An 18090-nucleotide genomic window follows, 5' to 3' on the forward strand; every position below is an offset into this window, starting at 1 on the left:
TATTTTTGAGCCATGAAGCATCTTGTCATCATCGGAACTGTTTTTCCCGAACCGAATTCTACTGCCGCCGGAAAAAGAATGCTTCAATTGATCGACTTTTTTCAGAGTGAAGGATTTCGGATTTCATTTTTGTCGGCTGCAGCGGTTTCCGAAAACAGCTTCAATTTAAATTCACAAGGAATCAAAACTTTTTCCATCAAAATCAATGATTCCCACTTCGAAAGACTAATCGCAGAACTCAATCCCGATTTGGTGATTTTCGACCGATTTATGACCGAAGAACAATTTGGCTGGAAAGTTTCGGAAATTTGTCCGCACGCGATGAAGATTTTAGATACCGAAGATCTGCATTTTTTAAGGAAAGCCAGAGAAATGGCTTACAAGCAAAATAGAAACTGCCAGGAAAACGATTTGGTGAACGATATTTTCAAAAGGGAAACAGCATCTGTTCTTCGCTGCGATTTATCGTTGATTATTTCGGAATTCGAAATGGATTTGCTTATGAATCATTTCAAAATCGATCAAACAATTCTTTATTATCTTCCCTTGTTTGCGGAAAAAACTTCTCCGGGAAGAACATTTGCGGAAAGGAAGAATTTCGTCAGCATCGGGAATTTTCTGCATGAGCCGAATTGGCAGACGATTTTAAAGCTAAAAAAAATCTGGCCCCAAATCCGACAAAAACTACCCGATTCCGAAATTCACATTTATGGAGCTTATGCATCGGAAAAAGCATTGCAACTTCACCAAGAAAAAGAGGGCTTTTTGATTAAAGGAAGAGCGCAGAAGAAGGAAGAGGTTTTCGGAAATTTCCGGGTTTTGTTGGCTCCGATTCCTTTTGGCGCAGGAATTAAGGGGAAATTGCTGGAGAGCATGGAATTTGGTTTACCGAGCGTTACTTCCTCCATCGGTGCAGAAGGAATGAAGGGAAACCTTGACTGGAACGGGTTTGTTTGTGACGATGATTTTGATTTTGTGGAAAAATCGGTTCAACTTTATTCTGATGAAAATCTATGGACGGCAAAACAGAAGAATGGTTTCGCAATCCTTGAAAACCGATTTCAGAAAGGAGCGTTTATCTCCCAATTTTCGAGGAGATTAAAAGAAATAGAAAACAATTTAGAAAACCATCGAAACAAAAATTTCCTGGGACAAATCCTTCAGCATCACACTTTGCAAAGCACCAAATATTTGGGGAAATGGATTGAGGAGAAGAATCGCTATTAGTCTTCCGAAAATAACGAAGCTTTCGGCGAGAGAAAGGATATATTCGAAATCGGCGAAATGGCCTTCAAGTGCGGTCAAAAATTACTTTTCTAAAAGCAGAGAAACCCATTCCTCACGTTGGAGTTTCTTTTTCAGTGTGAGTTTTTGTTGGGTGCAGACCTCCAAGATATCGTCCACATCAAAGAAGCAGAGCCCGGAAAGCAAAAGCTGACCACCTTTGTTCAAAACCGAAACGTAAGTCGGAATGTCTGAAATCAAAATATTGCGGTTAATGTTGGCTAAAATGATATCGAAATTTTCTTTGCCTAAATTTTCCGCAGTTCCTTGAGAAATCTCCAGTTTCACATTATTTCTTTCGGCATTTTCCATGGAATTTTCAACCGACCATTCGTCGATATCGATCGCCACTGTTTTTCCTGCTCCTTTTTGCTTTGCAAAAATGGCGAGTACAGAAGTTCCGCACCCCATGTCGAGCACGGTTTTGTTTTCAAAATCCAATTCCAGCATCTGCTGAATCATGAGGTGAGTTGTAGGGTGATGTCCTGTTCCGAAAGACATTTTCGGTTGGATGATGATTTCGTGCAGTTCTGCGTTTGGAGTGTGAAATTCTGCCCGTATCAAAACCTGATCCTCCACATAAATCGGTTCAAAATTTTTCTCCCATTCTTCATTCCAATTGATATTCGGCATTTCCTTGAAAGTATAGGAAATTTTTACCTCATTATTTTTCAACAAATGGATTTCACGAAGTTCATTTTCATTGAACAAATCTTTTTGAATATATGCCAAAATCCCTTCGTGTTCTTCGGTGAAACTGTCGAAACCGATTTCGATGAGTTCCGCCATCAGGATTTCGTTCCAGGGTTGAAGTGGTGTGATTTTAAAATCAAATTCTAAGTAATTGTTCATTGAAAATTTTTTGCAAAAATACGGAAAATTAGACGTTCTTTGGATGGTGCCTGTTTGATTCCGAGGAGCGTTTTGCTGACGGACGGTGATGGAGCTGGTTTGGCAGATTTATACTTTCGGGAAGAACCGAAGTCTTCCTCCAGTTCGGTTTTATCAAAAAAAGCGGAAACTGCGCCCCCGATTGAACGGCATGTTTGAGCTCTTTTTTCTTGCTTGGATTTAGGTTTGGGAAGAAAAAAAGCGAGTAGTGAAAGCGGGAAATGTGCGCCCAAAAATATTACCGGTGAAAATGTCTCGGAAATGCTTCTTCGGGCTTCATCCTTAAAATATGAAGCAAAAACCAAGATTTCAAAAAGCCATAACCGTAGGAAAACATCTGGATATAGGTGGAAATCACTGCCATTCCCGCGATGCTGATGTTCCTGGTTTGGTAAAGTGCGTGGAAGAAGACGAGGAAGGTGTATAATCCGTACATGGCGAGAATTAGACCTTTCCCAACCAAGAAATACTCGATGAATCCGAGAATGTAGCCGATGAGAAACAATGATGGAAATGCAAAGGAAATCTTCACGTATTTCGGATGTCTTTGGTTGAGGATCGGTCTTGCGCAGCCAAACTGGTAAACTTGTTTGGAGAATTTTCCGAAGTCCACTCTGCGTTTGTGATAAACACCAATATTATCGAAAAACGCCGTCTTGAAACCGTTTTCCCAAAGTGTCATGGATAAATCCGGGTCTTCGCCGATTCGCATTTCTGAGAAACCACCCACTTTTTCAAAAGCCGATTTTTTCACTCCCATATTGAAACTCCGCGGCTGGAATCTGGTGACCGCCTTTTTGTTGCCACGAATTCCGCCCGTGGTGAAAACCGAGGTCATGGAATAGGAAATCGCTTTCTGCATGAGGTTGAAACCTTTGTGCGCCTTGTCTGCACCGCCGAACGCGTCGCAGGAGTTTTCAGTAATGTTTTTTTTGATGTTTTCGATGTAGTCGGTTTCCACAATCACATCGGAATCCACAAAGACGAGCCATTCGCTTTTTGCACGGCGTGCACCGAAATTTCTGCTGAGACCGGGACCGGAATTGTCTTTTCGGAAAAATTGGATGTTCAGCATTTCCTGGAACATTGCCAATGTTGGCCGCAAATCGATTGAAGAACCGTCGTCAACGATGATTACCTCGAAATCTTTGTCGGTTTGATGTGACAGGGAATTGAGGAGTTCGAAAAGCTCGTCTCTGCGGTTGAAAATGGCGATGATGATAGATACGGTGTTCAATGTGAAAATTTATCAAGTTCCCAAAATAACAATGATCCTGGTACGAATCATAAGATTTTTACCTTACTGCAATATTTCAGTATTCAGTTTATGCACCTTTTTCGTTCCTTCATACATTTCATACTGCATGAATCTACATTCCAGTTTACCGTTGAAAAGCTTGATTTTTCTTGACGGCCGCAAACCGATTTTTTTCACCGCCTCCAAATCGGAAGTGATGAGCCAAGCCAAAGTATTCGGATAATTTTGTTTGAAGGTATCGCCGATTTTTTTGTAGAACTCCTCGTCGCTGATTTCAATTCTTTCATCGTAAGGTGGATTAAAGACCATCATCAAAGGAAAAAGTTCTTTTTTTGATTCAAAGAAATCCTGTTTTTTGATTTCTATGACCTCTTCCATTTCAGCGGCTTCGATGTTGATTTTGGAGGCGTTCAACATTTTGTTGTCGATATCGTAACCCACGATTTTTCCCGTGAATTCTTTAACCCTGTTAATTCGGAATTCCTTAATTTTTTGAAAAAGTTCCCCGTCGTAATTCTTCCAGTTTTGGAATGCGAATTTTTTTCTGAAAATCTGCGCAGGCAAATCCATCGCGATCATTCCGGCTTCAATCAGCAAAGTTCCGGAACCGCACATCGGATCGAGGAAGTTTCCTTTTCCGTCCCACCCCGCAAGTTGCAACATTCCTGAAGCGAGCACCTCATTGATAGGCGCTTCGCCCTGTTCTTTCCGGTAACCACGCTTGAACAAAGGATCTCCGGAAGAATCCAGGGAAATTGTCACCAGTTCGCGATCAATGTGGAGATGAAATTTGATATCCGGATTTTTCGGATCCACATCTGGTCTTTTCCTATATTTAAACTTGAAGAAATCCACGATCGCATCTTTCATTTTGAGTGACATGAACTGTGAATGTTTGAATCTCTCGGAATAAACCGTAGCATCAATTGCAAAAGTCTGATTCACATCCATCAATTCATCCCACTGAAAATCAAACAGTTTGTCGTAAAAACGGTTTTCATCCCACGCTTTGAAAGTGAGAATGGGAACAATGATTTTCAGGGCGGTTCGTGCGGAATAGTTGATTTTGTAAAGAAAACCGAGGTCGCCTTCACAATTCACGGCGCGGTTTTTCACTTCTACCCTTTTTCCGCCTAGTTTTCTGATTTCTTCTGCCAAAACCTCTTCCAATCCAAAGAAGGTTTTGATCTGTATTTTTATGTTTTCTGGATCCATTTCGCTATTGTCTTCTTGCTTTTTGAATTTGCTTTTCCGTTTTCTCACCATAAAAAATTACCTGCTGAAAACCGTTTGCAAAATATGATTAATCCGCAAATTTAGTTAATTTTGCACAATGGCGTGGTTCGAAACTTGGTTTGATACACCTTACTATCATATTCTTTACAAAAACAGGGATTTTGCGGAAGCGGAAAATTTCATTTCACTACTGGTGAAAGATTTAAAAATTCCAACCGGTTCGAAAATCATTGATTTGGCTTGCGGAAAAGGACGACATTCTGTTTTTCTTCATCAACTTGGATACCAGGTTTTGGGAGTTGACCTATCAAAGGAAAGCATTTTCCACAATAAACAATTTCAGAACTCCACATTGAAATTTGAAGTTCATGATATGCGGAATGAGCTTTTCCCAAAAGTTTCTAAGGAAAAAGTGGATGCTGTTTTCAATTTGTTCACCAGTTTCGGATATTTTGAAAATGACCGGGATGACAAAAAAGTCTTTCAGTCGGTGCACCATGTTTTGAAGGAAAACGGCTGGTTCGTCTTGGATTTCCTGAATGAAAAATGGGTGAAAAACACCTTGGTTGCGGAAGATTACGTGAAGAAAGAAGGAATCAATTTCCACATCAAAAAAAGAATTGAGGACAAACACATTATCAAGGACATTTATTTTAGTGACAAAGGCAAAGATTTCCACTTCTTTGAAAAAGTGAAGCTTCATACTCTGGATGATATTGAAAAATACGCTGTGGAAAACGGTTTCGAGAGAATCAAAATTTACGGTAATTATCAGTTAGGTGAATTTCAACTGGAAAAATCGCCGCGATGCATCAATGTTTTCAGAAAGCGGGAAGATGAAAGTGGGAAAACGGAAGATCACAAAAATGTGACCCAGAATCATTCATAAAATCAATTTAAAAGAGCAAGAAATGATTATTTTATTATTGATTCTAAGCGTTTTAGCCGGAGTTTTTCTGGGAAAATTCTTTGCAAATAAAAAGGAATTTGCAAAAAACCTGCTCATCTTGAGTGCGGGATTTCTCATCACCATCTGCTTAAATGAAGTCTTCCCCAAAGTTTACAATTCTGAAAGCCATCATGTCGGGATTTGGGTTATTGCAGGCGTTTTGCTTCAAATGTTGTTGGAAAATCTGACCAAAGGTTTTGAGCACGGCCACTTTCACCACCACAGTGAGGGAAAAGGAATTCTTCCTTTGGCACTGATGATCGGAATGTTCATCCACGCATTTCTGGAGGGAATTCCGCTTGCGAATGAACAGCATAGTTTGAGTCCGTATCTAACCGGAATCCTTTTTCACAACCTTCCGATTTCGTTTATTCTGGGTGCTTTCCTTATTGATCGGGGAAAATTTCCTCCCGCATCCTGGCTGATTATTTCAGTTTTTGCACTGGCTTCGCCTTTAGGATTACTTTTAGGCAAATATTTTAATCCGGAATGGGAAGTCTATTTCCTGGCGCTCGTGGGAGGTATTTTTCTGCATATTTCATCGGTGATTATTTTCGAGGGAAGCAAAAACCACAATGTGGACTGGAAAAAAATCGGATTGGTCATCTTGGGAATCCTGATGGCGATGATTGCTCATATTTTTCACCAGCATTAGTACCTATTATTTTGATGAATCATGATGAAGCCACTGGAAAACCTACTGTTCAAGTTTGGTGACCAACGAACTCAGATGTTAATTGCCGAAAATTTCAACAGCAACGAAACTTCTGGCAACGCTTAAGCAATCAACGAAAAGTGGTTTTGATGCAACCAGTTTTGAAATTTCGGTTTCAAAATTTCCGTTTAGATCTACATTAAATCTTTTGCAATATGGCTTGTTGCAAATTCTCCAGGCGAAAGCAGATCCAGAATAACGGCATCCGGATTCTGATTTATTCTTGCTGAAAATTCCTGTTCAGTAAGTTGGTTTTTGGCTCCGTCACATATGAAACAGAAGTTTCGACTTGAATTTATTGCGTTTTTTGGTATCCGGCAAAAGAAGATATTGCGGGTATAATCAGCAAAATTTTAAACTTAATTAGGTATTCTTTTGATTAACATTTGCAGCTGCCGTCATCATCATTCCATCCGAATTTTGCCAGAATAATTCCCAAAAGACACCAATTGGTGAATGATGACTGGAATAAATTAAGGCCTACAAAACCAGTGAGATAAAACCAGTTCTGGTGCACGAAAATTCCTAAAAGCAAACTCGTCAGAACCATGGTTCCGGCCACCGCATGAATAATTCTTGTTTTCATATTTTTTTTTATAATGTTTAAAGGTTGATGATTGAAATTTTTAATCTTAATTAAAAATATTTGTTCTCAAATGGAATTTTCAATATCCAGACTTGAGAGATGGATGCGTGAAAAAAACTCCCTTTTCTGGTTGAATTTTTCTACATAATGAAAGACTTTTTCCACATTTTCATCTGGAACAAATACGGTGAAAAGGAGCGAATCACTTTCCGTAACCTGAGCAGCAAACCAGTTTTCCAAAGAGATCAGTCCTCCTTCGGATTTGTAGCCTTTTACGGAAGTATAGGAAAAAGCGCAAACTCCTGCATGAACCAGTATTTCTTTCACATTCTTCTCAAATTCTTCCACGGCGGTGATGAGTAATAGTTTCATATTTTAGTAATTGATTTTTTTGATGGATAGAAACTTTACCGAAAAACAATATTTCGGCAAAGTTTCAGTGAAAAATAAACTAAGGAGTTTCATTATATGAAATTTCTTCTGAGAAATCATCGGCAAATTCGTCTGCTTGCTGCGCCTGGATTTTTTGCCATTTTTTCTTTTCGCTCATATAATAAATGAGTGGAACAACCAGCAAGGTCAACAAAGTGGAAACAATTGCCCCAAAAACCAAGGAGATCGCCAAACCTTGGAAAATCGGGTCGAAAAGAATGATAACTGCTCCGATGACCACCGCACCTGTCGTCAGCAAAATCGGTGTGGTCCGAACTGCTCCTGCCTCTATAATGGCCTGTTTAATTGGAATTCCTTCATTAAGCCGAATTTCAATGAAATCGATTAGAAGCACCGAGTTCCTCACCATCACTCCCGCCAATGCAATCATTCCGATAAATGAAGTTGCGGTGAAAAAAGCTCCCAAAAGCCAGTGTCCCAATACGATTCCTACCAGCGAAAGTGGAATTGCAACCATCATCACCATCGGAGTTTTGAAGTTTTGGAACCACCCAACAATCAGCATGTAGATGACGATGATTACCACTGCGAAAGCTGCACCCAAATCGCGGAAAACCTCCAAAGTAATCTGCCATTCGCCGTCCCATTTCACTGTGTAATCGCTTTCATCGGTGGGCTGTTTCATATAAAGTTCATTCAACGAATAACCTGCAGGATGCTGAATTTTTTTCAGTTTTTCATCCATTCCCAGAATTGCGTAAGCCGGACTTTCCAAACCTCCTGCCATATCAGCGAGTACGTACACGACTCGTTTTTGGTCCTTTCTGTAAATACTTTTTTCCAGTTCTTCACGTTTCACATTCACCACATCACTGATTGGCATCATAATTCCCTGCTGTCCTTTTACTTTCAGTGCGGTGATATCCTGAATGCTGGCTTTTTCGGAATTATCCAGTTTCATTACCATATTCACTGGCTGGTTACTTTTTTCGTCGTATAAAGTTGAAATCGGATATTCGCCCATCAAATAGGTTAGATTTCCCACGAGTTGTTGCGGCGCGATTCCGTTCAGCATGGATTTTTCTTTGTCTGGAATAATTTTGAATTCTGTTTGTGGACTTTCCACCATCCAATCTACATCTACCACATCATTTGTTTTCTTTAGGATGTTCTGTACCTCATCAGCAATTCTGACCTGTTCGTCATAATTTGGACCATAAACTTCGGCCACAATTGTTGAGAGCACAGGCGGTCCGGGTGGAACTTCCACAATTTTAATGTTTGCACCGTATTTTTTGGCAATCTTCTGAATTTCAGGACGAATGGTTTTCGCCACATCATGACTCTGTTTCTTGCGGTCTTCTTTATGCAAAAGATTGACCTGGATATCTGCAGTGTTGCTGGCTCCACGCATATCGTAATGACGAACCAATCCGTTGAAGGTGATCGGCGATGCGGAACCTACGTAATTTTGGTAGTTGACCACTTCGGGAACGGTTCGCAAATATTGTGCTACATCCTTGGTTACGGCGTTTGTTTTCTCTAAGGTGGTTCCTTCCGGCATATCGATGACTACTTGGATTTCATTTTTATTATCAAACGGAAGCATTTTTACAGCGACCCATTTCGTGAAAAACGCCAAGAGGGAAATCATCAGTAAAACCCCCGTAATTCCCAGCATGATCCACCTTTTTTTTCCGCTGTCCAAGAAGGGCTGTTCGATTTTTTTGTACCATTTATAGATGAATCCGGTTTCAATTCCCTGCTCTTCTTTATGTTCCTGATCATCTTTTACCTTCAACAAATGATAGCCTAGATAAGGAGTCACAGTCAAAGCGACAAACAGGGAAAGCAACATAGCGATGGAAGCTCCAATCGGCATTGGCGACATATACGGTCCCATCATTCCGGAAACGAAAGCCATGGGTAAAATTGCGGCAATCACGGTGAAAGTTGCTAAAATCGTGGGATTACCAACTTCGTTGATGGCATAAATCGCGGCCTGCTTAAACGGCAGTTTCTTCATGTGGAAATGCCGGTGCATATTTTCTGCGATGATGATGCTGTCATCCACCACGATTCCCACCACGAAAACCAACGCGAAAAGCGTAATCCTGTTCAGTGTGTAACCGAGCATATAATAACTGAAAAGCGTCAATGCAAAAGTTAAAGGAACAGAGAAAAACACGACCAATCCGCCTCTCCATCCCATAGCAAGCATCACCAAAATGGTCACCGCAATAATTGCAATCGCAAGGTGCAGCAGAAGTTCGGAAACTTTGTGTGATGCGGTTTCTCCGTAATTCCTGGTTACTTCTACATGGACGTCATTGGGGATCAAAGTTTTCTCAAGACTTTTTACTTTATCTAAAATCTGATCTGAAATTTTCATCGCATCTGCGCCTTTCACTTTTGAAACTGAAATGGTTACTGCGGGATATTCCGAAGGATTCTTAATTCCTTTTTCAATTCCCATTCCATAGCCAAAACTTACATAATTTGACGGAGAAGAGGCTCCATCCTGCACCTCTGCGATCTGTTTCAAATAGACCGGCATATTCCCCGAAGTTCCTACCACGAGGTTTTCTACATCATCTTTGGACGTGAGAAATTGTCCGGTAGTCAATAAGTATTCCCGATCGTTACTTACAAAACTGCCGCTTTGTGAACTGCCGTTATTGGCCTGAATCATCTGCATTACCGAAAGTGCATCTACGTTGCTTTCCGCCATTTTATCACGATCCAGAATGATTTTCAATTGACGCGGACTTCCTCCAATCACATTCGTCAAAGAGACATCCTTGATTTTCTTAATTTCGGAGGCGAGTTCTTCGGATATTTGCCGAAGCTGGAAATCGTTGTATTTTTCGCTCCAAAGCGTCAAACCGAGCATCGGGACATCGTCGATTGAACGTGTTTTCACGATGGGTTCATCAACGCCTTTTGGAAACATCAGCTTGTTCTTCATCAACTCGTCATAAAGTTTCACATAAGAGCGTTCAGTGTCTTCACCTACGTAAAACTGCACAATCAGCATCGCTTTACCATTCATCGCCATGGCGTGAACATGTTCTACTCCTTTAATATTAGAAATAATTTTTTCCAGAGGTTTCACCACCCGATTCTCCACTTCTTTGGGCGATGCTCCGGGATAACCGACCAATACATCGGCCATCGGAACAATAATCTGTGGTTCCTCTTCTCTTGGTATCAGTGTGGAACTATAAACGCCTATAATCATCAATGCCATCATCAGCAAAATAGTGAGTTTTGAATTGATGAAAAACTCCGCGATACGGCCTGCAAATCCTTTTTCCATAATATATCTGTCCCTTATTCCTTAATGGTGTGTTGGAACATTTTTAGATTAAATGTTAATTTTAAGATATTCAATTTCCTTCCCTTTTCGGGAGGTTAATTGGGGCTTTTATTTTACTCGAACTTTCGCCCCGTTAAACAATTTTCCGTTTGCGGAAACGATGTAAGGTTCTCTGGAATTCAATCCGGAAAGAATTTCCACATGATCTCCCAAGATTTTTCCGATTCTCACCCAACGCAATGTTGCTGTATTGGCAGAGCTCACCGTATAAATCCCGGTTAGCTGACCATTTTCCACCGTCGCCGATTTAGGAACAGTAACCGATTCCTGAAAATCCTGATTCGCACTTCCGTTTCTCTTGAAAGGGAAAACCACATTCACGAACATTCCCGCAAGATATTCATGATTTTGAGGTACATTGATTTTCACTAAATATTGTGCACCGGTTTTGATGGATGACAGGCTTACTTCATCCACCGTGCCGACTACTTCTTTGTTCGTTGATTTCATCAGCACTTTAACAGGCATACCGTTTTTGATTAAGGTAATATCCTGTTCAGAAACCAGCACCTGCGCCTGCAAATTCCCTGAACTTTCAATCGTCAAGATCGGCATTCCCGGATTGGCTAAATCTCCCTGGCTTGCATATTTTGCGGTAATCACCCCGGAAATTGGCGCTGTAATATTCGTATAGCGATATTGGGAATTCACTTCGTTTTTCATCATTTTCGCACCGTCCAGATTGGCTTTCGCCATTTCATAGCGGGCGCTCATGTCGTCCAGCTCTTTTTGGGAAGCACTTTGATTATTGTACAAATTCTGGAAACGCTTGAAATCCTTTTGAGCCAGATTAAAATTCGCCTGAGCTTGTGCAATCTGTGCGTCGGTTTGTCCACCTTTTGCCTGAATATCCGTATTATTAATCCTCACCAAAAGTTGTCCCGCACTTACAAAATCACCTACATCGGCTTTCAATCCGGTGATATATCCCATCATTCTGGTGGAAACATTCACCGAATTCCTGGCAACCAGTTTCCCGCTTGCACCGGCATTAGCCAACGCATCGGTGGTGGCAGAATTGCTGAGCTGCACTTCGATCGGTTTGGAGCTGTCCTTAATTTCGCTTTTGTCTGAAGAGCAACTTGCGAGGATTGCAACTGCTGAAAGAAATAATCCTGTCTTTATAATTTTCATAACTGATATTTTTGAAATGGTTTACGATTTTTTACTCTATATTTAAATTGTTTGAAAATTCAGCTGATCTGAGCTGCATCACTCGTTCAAAAATTTGTAATATTCCAGCGCCATATTATATTCAAAGATGGCTTGCTGGTGTTCCAGTTCTTTTTTAGACATCTGTGATTCTGCGTTGAGAAGATCTGATGATTTTTCCAACCCCTGTTCGTATCGGTTTTTATAGATCCGATAGGCTTCTGCCGTTTGTTCCCATGCCAGTTTTGTAAGATTCACCTTGTTATCAGCATCTAAGACTTGCCGATAAGATTTTTTGAGTTCCAAACTGCTTTGCTTTTGATACTGTTCGATTTCGGTTTGGGATTTTAGCAGATCGGCTTTATATTTTTCGATTTCGCTCTTGGATTTTAGCCCGTCAAAGAGATTCCATGCCACCTGAACACCGACCAAATAACCATTTGCATGAAATTCATAAGGCCGCTTGTCAAACATTTCAAAACTTCCGAAAGCATTTACTTTTGGCAAAAACTTCGCTTGCGAAGATTTAATCAAAAAATCGTAGGCTTGCAGGGATTTTTCGTAGGCCTGTAAATCTTTTCGGTCTGTCTTTAATTTTGGATCCCGGCTTAAAAAACTTTCCTGATATTCTAATTTTTCATCGGGTTGAAAGACTTTGTTTTCCGAATTTTCATTCAACAAAAAATAAAGATAGTCTGAAGCGTTTCGAACGTTTGACTTGGCAAACTGAATTTGATTGTCAATTTCGGAGACGCGCACATTCATATCCAAAACATCTGATTTCTGAATCATTCCGTTTTTGAAATAATTGTCGATGACTTTTTTGTTGGCGAGTACGGTATTTCTTGCATGCTCCAAAACCGCTACAGCGCTGTAAGCCATTTGCAGCTGCATATAGGCTTTATTCAATTCAAATTGCAGATAATCTTTGGCGCGACTCTGCTTCAGTTTCAAAACCTCCACCTTCACTTCGCCTGCTTTCTTTTGGTAGGCGGCATCTTTGTTAAAAATGGGTTGTTGCACTTCCAATTTGGTAGCGAAATTGAAAATGTTTTTCGGGTTGTTTAAATTGGATGGATTGAAGTCTTCCATTTCCACTCGAGCCTGATTCAGTTTGGAACCAAACGCCATCAAAGGACTGTTCGTAGAAATCCCCGTGTAAGATGCGGTCACGTTTGGCAAATACATTGCTCTGCTCATCAACAAATCGGCATTGGCAGCGTTCACTTCTGCTTCCGCAAGTTTGAGCTGCAGATTTTGGTTGAAGATCTTTTGTTCCAAATCCTTTTTAGAAATCTTGACGATTTCCTGTGCTCGGGAGGTAAAAAAGGAAAGAATTGCAAATCCAGTAAAAAGGTATTTCCTCATTTTCATTTTATTTTGCTGCAAAAGTACCGGGAACTTACCTAGCAGTACGTAACCTTGGTTACATAAGAAAAAACACGACAAAAATTGATGTGTTAGAGTTAAGAAAAAAGAAAGTTTTAAAAATGATTCTGAATTTTAATCAGACATCAGAAAAGGCAAATTCTGACATCCTGGGAATTAAATCAAACGCCGAAAAAAAGTAATTGCGGAAAATATTGTTTTTAAATGTTGAAAAACCATGGGAGAGATGACGAAATTATTCTGCATAAGGTACATGCCTTCTCTTTAAAAAATCAGCATACTTTTTCTTGAATTATTGCACTTAAATTTAATAATCAATATAGGGTATATTAGGAAATTTTTAATGCAATTCATAAAAAATCCCGTATTCATCAACTACTAACCTCCATCATAAAATGTTAAAAAAAAACTCATAAACCTTTGAAAATAAACTGATAAAGGTGTAACTTTACATAACATTTTAAATTCCTAAGTGATGAAAAAAATACTGTTTATCTGCTTTTGCCTTCCATGGATGGTGGGCATCGACGCACAAGTAGGAATAAATACTGCTGCGCCTGCAACAACCTTAGAGATTGTCGCCAAATCGCCTGCTACGCATGTTGAAGGAATTCTGATTCCGAAATTAACCGGGGATCAAATCTTCAACATGCCGATATCTGCCGCCACGAATGAAGGAAATTTAGTGTATGCCACTTCCCCTGCCTCTGTGAGTAACCAAACCGGGGTGGGAGTGAACCTGACGGCTAAAGGCTATTACTATTGGGACGGCGCGGTTTGGGTAAGTATCGCGAATAACACCACCATTATCAACAATATTCTGGCACTGGTCAAACCAATGAACTTTGTGTACGGTGATAATAATGATTTTCCGCAGGGAGGCAATTTTTTTAATTCTCCACACAGCCCGGATCTTAAACTTTTGAATCCGCTTTACGGTAATTCAGGTGGCACTCCGGATCTTATTATTGAAAGTAATCCCCTCGGTGTGCAGATGTGGGATAATGCAACCTCCACCATCAAATTTCCCCAACAGTTGAAGGGATATGCCGTCACCATCAACGTTTCCCTGAAATACCAACAGGTGAGTTCCAATTCACTTTCAACCCGTTTGGTCGCTTACACAGGAGATGCTGTGACAGACAGTGTTACTGGATTCTATATTTCCGGAGGAACAAAACTCAAAGATCTATTTTTCAAACTCAATGCTACCAGTGGATTTAGCTATGTGCGGGATGAATTGGTGATGTCACCGCTGATTGTAACCCAGGAAATTGTGGATCACGGCATTAAATTATTTGTAGGTGGTACTGGCAACACCCACATAGAATATTATGAACCAGTAATATCTGTTAATTACGGAGTAGTGAATACCACATTGTAGTGGACCTAAAATAGGAAAAAGACTTTCTTAAAAACACCAGCATGATGAATTGATGGATTAGTAAATTTTGGTTCCTTCGGGTGCCACTTTAAAACAAAAAATGCAGTAAAATATCTGTTTTACTGCATTTTCTATTACTTTGTTGTAATAATTGCGATCCGGACGGGACTCGAACCCGCGACCTCCGCCGTGACAGGGCGGCATTCTAACCAGCTGAACTACCGGATCAATTTTTTCGAAGATAAAATTGTAAATCTTTTGCGATCCGGACGGGACTCGAACCCGCGACCTCCGCCGTGACAGGGCGGCATTCTAACCAGCTGAACTACCGGATCTCAATAAATTAAAAGAACTCTTTCTTTTTGGTGACTGCAAAAATACAATTTTTATCCGTTTCCACAAACAAATCCCAAAAAAAATGCCTCCCTTAGTAGGAAAGCACTCATTTTCAATTAAATTATTTCTTAAACGTGGGCCGCTAGTTTTTCTGCGATGGTTTCTTTTGGTACCACACCCACAATTTTATCAACCACTTCACCATTTTTGAAGATCAGAACGGTTGGGATATTTCGGATTCCGTAATCCACAGAAACTTGTTGGTTATTGTCCACATCTACTTTACCTACGATTGCTTTTCCTTCGAAATCTGCGGCAACTTCCTCAATGATTGGCCCCAACATTCTGCATGGACCACACCAAACTGCCCAAAAATCAACCAATACTGGTTTATCTGAATTCAAAACCGTTTCTTGGAACGACTGATCTGTAATTTCTAATGCCATTTTATCTAATTTTTTATATAACTTCTTTTAGGGTACAAATTTACAATTTTCCTGCCAATTTAATGCGCATCTTATCTATGCTCCACATTAGCTTTTTCTATATCGAAAGTAAGCGAAATCTCCTTCAAAGCATCAACTAATGCGTCAATTTCTTTCTTCGTGGTAAGGTGGCTGAACGAAATCCTTAAAGGAGTGGAATTTTCCATCTCATCCTCCGATAAAATGCTCATCATCACCATTGATGGATGAGAAGCTCCCGATGAACAGGCACTTCCCTGAGAAATTGCGATTCCCTTCATATCCAATTTCAAACCAATCATAGGATCTTTATAGGGCAGCAAAACGCTCAGAACGGTATATAAACTTTTTTCCAGATCCGCACTTCTGCCATTGAATTTCACGTTCGGAATTTCGGAACTTATCCTTTCGATGGTGTATTGTTTGATTTCCTTGATCGTATTGGCGAATTCATCCATGTTTTTCAGATAAATTTCCAGCGCCTTTCCTAAACCAACAATTCCGCAAACGTTCTCCGTACCTGCTCTCAGACTTCTTTCCTGTGGACCACCAATGATAATCCCCTTCAATCCCGAGGATTTTCTGATGAATGCGAATCCGCATCCTTTCGGACCATGGAACTTATGTGCGCTGCAAGAAGCAAAATCTACTGGAATATCTGAGAAATTCAGTGCCATATGCGCCATGGACTGCACGGTATCTGAATGAAACAACGCATGATTTGCTTTGCAAATTTCCGCAGCTTTTTTAATGTCAAAGAGATTCCCAATTTCATTATTGGCATGCATCAAGGTAACCAAGGTTTTCTTGTCAGAGCTTTTTAATGCTTCTTCTAATTTTCCGAGGTGAATATCCCCATTTTTGTCTGGTCGAAGATAAACCACCTCTATTCCCTTCCGCTTTTTCATATCCAGAACACTTTCCGCAACACATTTGTGCTCAAGTGGTGAAGTGATGATTCGCTCCACACCCAAATGTTCGACGCATGATTTGATGATCATGTTATTTGACTCTGTGCCACAACTGGTGAAAATAATCTCGGCAGGCGTCACATGAAGGTAATCCGCTATTTCGCGCCGGACTTTTTCGATGAGGATTTTTGCTTCCTGACCATAACTATGTGTGGATGAAGGGTTTCCGAAATTGAATTTCATAACGTCGACCATCGCATCGATGACTTCTTCCGAAAGTGGAGTTGTGGCGGCATTATCCAAATATATTTTGTCCATTTTTACTTGAAAAGGGGTTTTTTGCTGTGTTTTTTTCGGGACTAAATTTAGTGAAAAAATTCAAAATGGCTTTCATCAGCAAAATCCATCATTGGGCGGTCTCCGGAAGTATCACCGAAAGCTATGATTTTGTCGAATTTTTTCCCATGTATGGCTTGTTTGATCCTGTTGACTTTTTCTGCACCGTTGCAATTTCTTCCCACAAAATTGCCGGTGAAAATATTGTTTTTAAATTCCGCCCTCGTTGCTATCATGTTCATTCCCAGTTTTTCTGCAAAAGGTTTCACCCAAATATCCAGTGATGCGGAGACTATATAACCTTCGGTGTTTTGGCTATCCCTATTATTGATGAATTCAAGGGCATTTCCCCGAATGATTTCCGGGTAATGATTTTCAAAGAATTTTTTTGATTTTTCTTCTATTCTGCTTTTGCTTTGTCCTTTTAGGATCGATGAGATGAAGCTTTTTTTTACTTTTTCGGTATTGGCCAATTTTAACTTTAATAAGATAAAAAGCGGAACGTGTTTGATAAACTGAAACTTAAACTTCGAAGGATTATAGAATTTAAGGTACAAAAACATGGTGTCTTTGTAAGTCAAGGTTCCATCAAAATCGAATAAATAGAGTTTTTTCATGAGTATTTTTGCGATCGGCATTCAGCTTTCATCGATGAGTTTTGCGTTATTAGAAAGAATCTCACTAAAGTTTTAATTTCTTAAAAACAAACTCAGGTATATTTTTGATAACCAGCATGATAATTCCCCAAACCGGCAAAATATACGCAATATTTTTTTGTTTTTTGTAAGCTTTATAGATTTCTTCGGCAGCTCGTTTTGGACTCGCCGTAAGTGCTGGATTCAGTGGCATTCCTTCTGTCATTTTGGTGTCCATGAAACCAGGTTTCACCGTCATCACATGAACCTTTTTGCTAAAAAGGTAATTTCGAAGGCCGCTTAAATAGGCCGTCAAACCGGCTTTTGCGCTTCCGTAGATAAAATTGCTCTGTCTTCCGCGGTCACCGGCAACGGAGGATAACACAATCATATTTCCCGAGCGCTTTCTTTCCATTTTTTCAGCGAAAAAATTCAGAATTGGGACCAGTTTTGCGTAATTAATGTCGATTATTTTTTGGGTGTTATTTTGGTCATAGAGTCCTTCTTCGGTACTTTGACCCAAATAACCGGTGGCACAAAAAAGCAGCTCTGAATCAATTTCATCAAAGGTGGAATAATCGATTTCGCGTAGCAGGTCAAGTTCAATGATTTTGCTTTGCTGAAGATATTTCACATCAATGTGCTGCGCAAATCTCTCCGCGGTTTCCCTATCCGAAGTGAACAAATAAACATAAGCAAACTTTTCTCCCGATTGTAAAACCTTTTCTACAAACGCCTGTGCTACTTCTGAATTACTGCCGAGAACGATCATAACTGGTAAGTGATTTTAAA

At 40.1% G+C, this 18090-nt stretch carries 16 protein-coding genes and 2 tRNA genes; 4 read left to right on the forward strand and 14 right to left on the reverse strand.

Annotated features, from left to right (window positions below; all coding sequences use genetic code 11):
- The first annotated feature begins 12 nt into the window (after positions 1-12).
- Positions 13-1227: a glycosyltransferase gene (locus L0951_RS00870; protein ID WP_234108731.1), complete on the forward strand. Its 1215-nt coding sequence runs from the start codon at positions 13-15 to the stop codon at positions 1225-1227.
- Between the two features lie 81 nt (positions 1228-1308).
- Here the strand turns inward: L0951_RS00870 and prmA are convergent, their stop codons facing one another.
- The 3 genes from prmA to L0951_RS00885 form a co-directional block, all read right to left on the reverse strand.
- A complete protein-coding gene (gene prmA, locus L0951_RS00875; protein WP_234108733.1) occupies positions 1309-2136 on the reverse strand; it encodes a 50S ribosomal protein L11 methyltransferase in 828 nt (275 codons plus the stop codon).
- Between the two features lie 277 nt (positions 2137-2413).
- A complete protein-coding gene (locus tag L0951_RS00880; RefSeq protein WP_234108735.1) occupies positions 2414-3412 on the reverse strand; it encodes a glycosyltransferase in 999 nt (332 codons plus the stop codon).
- 63 nt (positions 3413-3475) lie between these two features.
- Positions 3476-4648, reverse strand: coding sequence for a class I SAM-dependent RNA methyltransferase (locus L0951_RS00885; protein ID WP_234108737.1), 1173 nt, complete (start codon positions 4646-4648; stop codon positions 3476-3478).
- A gap of 118 nt (positions 4649-4766) precedes the next feature.
- Here L0951_RS00885 and L0951_RS00890 point away from each other — a divergent pair, with 118 nt between their 5' ends.
- Both L0951_RS00890 and L0951_RS00895 read left to right on the forward strand, forming a co-directional pair.
- Complete coding sequence (locus L0951_RS00890) at positions 4767-5558, forward strand: class I SAM-dependent methyltransferase (protein WP_234108739.1); 792 nt, start codon at positions 4767-4769, stop codon at positions 5556-5558.
- Positions 5559-5580: 22 nt separating this feature from the next.
- Positions 5581-6273 (forward strand): ZIP family metal transporter, encoded by a 693-nt coding sequence (locus L0951_RS00895; RefSeq protein ID WP_234108741.1) that lies wholly within the window; start codon positions 5581-5583, stop codon positions 6271-6273.
- Positions 6274-6712: 439 nt separating this feature from the next.
- Here L0951_RS00895 and L0951_RS00900 read toward each other — a convergent pair whose 3' ends face one another.
- The 5 genes from L0951_RS00900 to L0951_RS00920 form a co-directional block, all read right to left on the reverse strand.
- On the reverse strand, positions 6713-6919 hold the full coding sequence (locus tag L0951_RS00900) for a DUF2892 domain-containing protein (RefSeq protein ID WP_234108744.1): 207 nt from the start codon (positions 6917-6919) through the stop codon (positions 6713-6715).
- Between the two features lie 66 nt (positions 6920-6985).
- Positions 6986-7291 carry a P-II family nitrogen regulator gene (locus L0951_RS00905; RefSeq protein WP_234108746.1) on the reverse strand — a complete coding sequence of 102 codons (306 nt, stop codon included), beginning with the start codon at positions 7289-7291 and terminating at the stop codon, positions 6986-6988.
- Positions 7292-7370: 79 nt separating this feature from the next.
- Positions 7371-10631 carry an efflux RND transporter permease subunit gene (locus L0951_RS00910; protein ID WP_234108748.1) on the reverse strand — a complete coding sequence of 1087 codons (3261 nt, stop codon included), beginning with the start codon at positions 10629-10631 and terminating at the stop codon, positions 7371-7373.
- Between the two features lie 108 nt (positions 10632-10739).
- A complete protein-coding gene (locus tag L0951_RS00915) occupies positions 10740-11825 on the reverse strand; it encodes an efflux RND transporter periplasmic adaptor subunit (protein WP_234108750.1) in 1086 nt (361 codons plus the stop codon).
- 78 nt (positions 11826-11903) lie between these two features.
- Complete coding sequence (locus tag L0951_RS00920; protein ID WP_234108758.1) at positions 11904-13211, reverse strand: TolC family protein; 1308 nt, start codon at positions 13209-13211, stop codon at positions 11904-11906.
- Between the two features lie 496 nt (positions 13212-13707).
- On the opposite strand from L0951_RS00920, the gene L0951_RS00925 reads away from it, so the two are divergent.
- Positions 13708-14616 carry a hypothetical protein gene (locus L0951_RS00925; RefSeq protein WP_234108760.1) on the forward strand — a complete coding sequence of 303 codons (909 nt, stop codon included), beginning with the start codon at positions 13708-13710 and terminating at the stop codon, positions 14614-14616.
- 154 nt (positions 14617-14770) lie between these two features.
- Here the strand turns inward: L0951_RS00925 and L0951_RS00930 are convergent.
- The 6 genes from L0951_RS00930 to L0951_RS00955 form a co-directional block, all read right to left on the reverse strand.
- A tRNA-Asp gene (locus L0951_RS00930) sits at positions 14771-14844 on the reverse strand.
- A 33-nt stretch (positions 14845-14877) separates the two neighbouring features.
- Positions 14878-14951 (reverse strand) — tRNA-Asp (locus L0951_RS00935).
- 129 nt (positions 14952-15080) lie between these two features.
- A complete protein-coding gene (trxA, locus tag L0951_RS00940; RefSeq protein WP_048500253.1) occupies positions 15081-15398 on the reverse strand; it encodes a thioredoxin in 318 nt (105 codons plus the stop codon).
- A gap of 71 nt (positions 15399-15469) precedes the next feature.
- Positions 15470-16645, reverse strand: coding sequence for a cysteine desulfurase family protein (locus L0951_RS00945; RefSeq protein ID WP_234108762.1), 1176 nt, complete (start codon positions 16643-16645; stop codon positions 15470-15472).
- A gap of 47 nt (positions 16646-16692) precedes the next feature.
- Positions 16693-17280, reverse strand: a complete 588-nt coding sequence (locus tag L0951_RS00950; protein WP_234108764.1) for an HAD family hydrolase — start codon at positions 17278-17280, stop codon at positions 16693-16695.
- A gap of 64 nt (positions 17281-17344) precedes the next feature.
- Positions 17345-18070, reverse strand: coding sequence for an SDR family NAD(P)-dependent oxidoreductase (locus tag L0951_RS00955; RefSeq protein ID WP_234108767.1), 726 nt, complete (start codon positions 18068-18070; stop codon positions 17345-17347).
- Positions 18071-18090: the final 20 nt, after the last annotated feature.

Origin of the sequence: Chryseobacterium sp. R2A-55, from assembly GCF_021401085.1 — a bacterium.
Lineage (GTDB): Bacteria > Bacteroidota > Bacteroidia > Flavobacteriales > Weeksellaceae > Kaistella.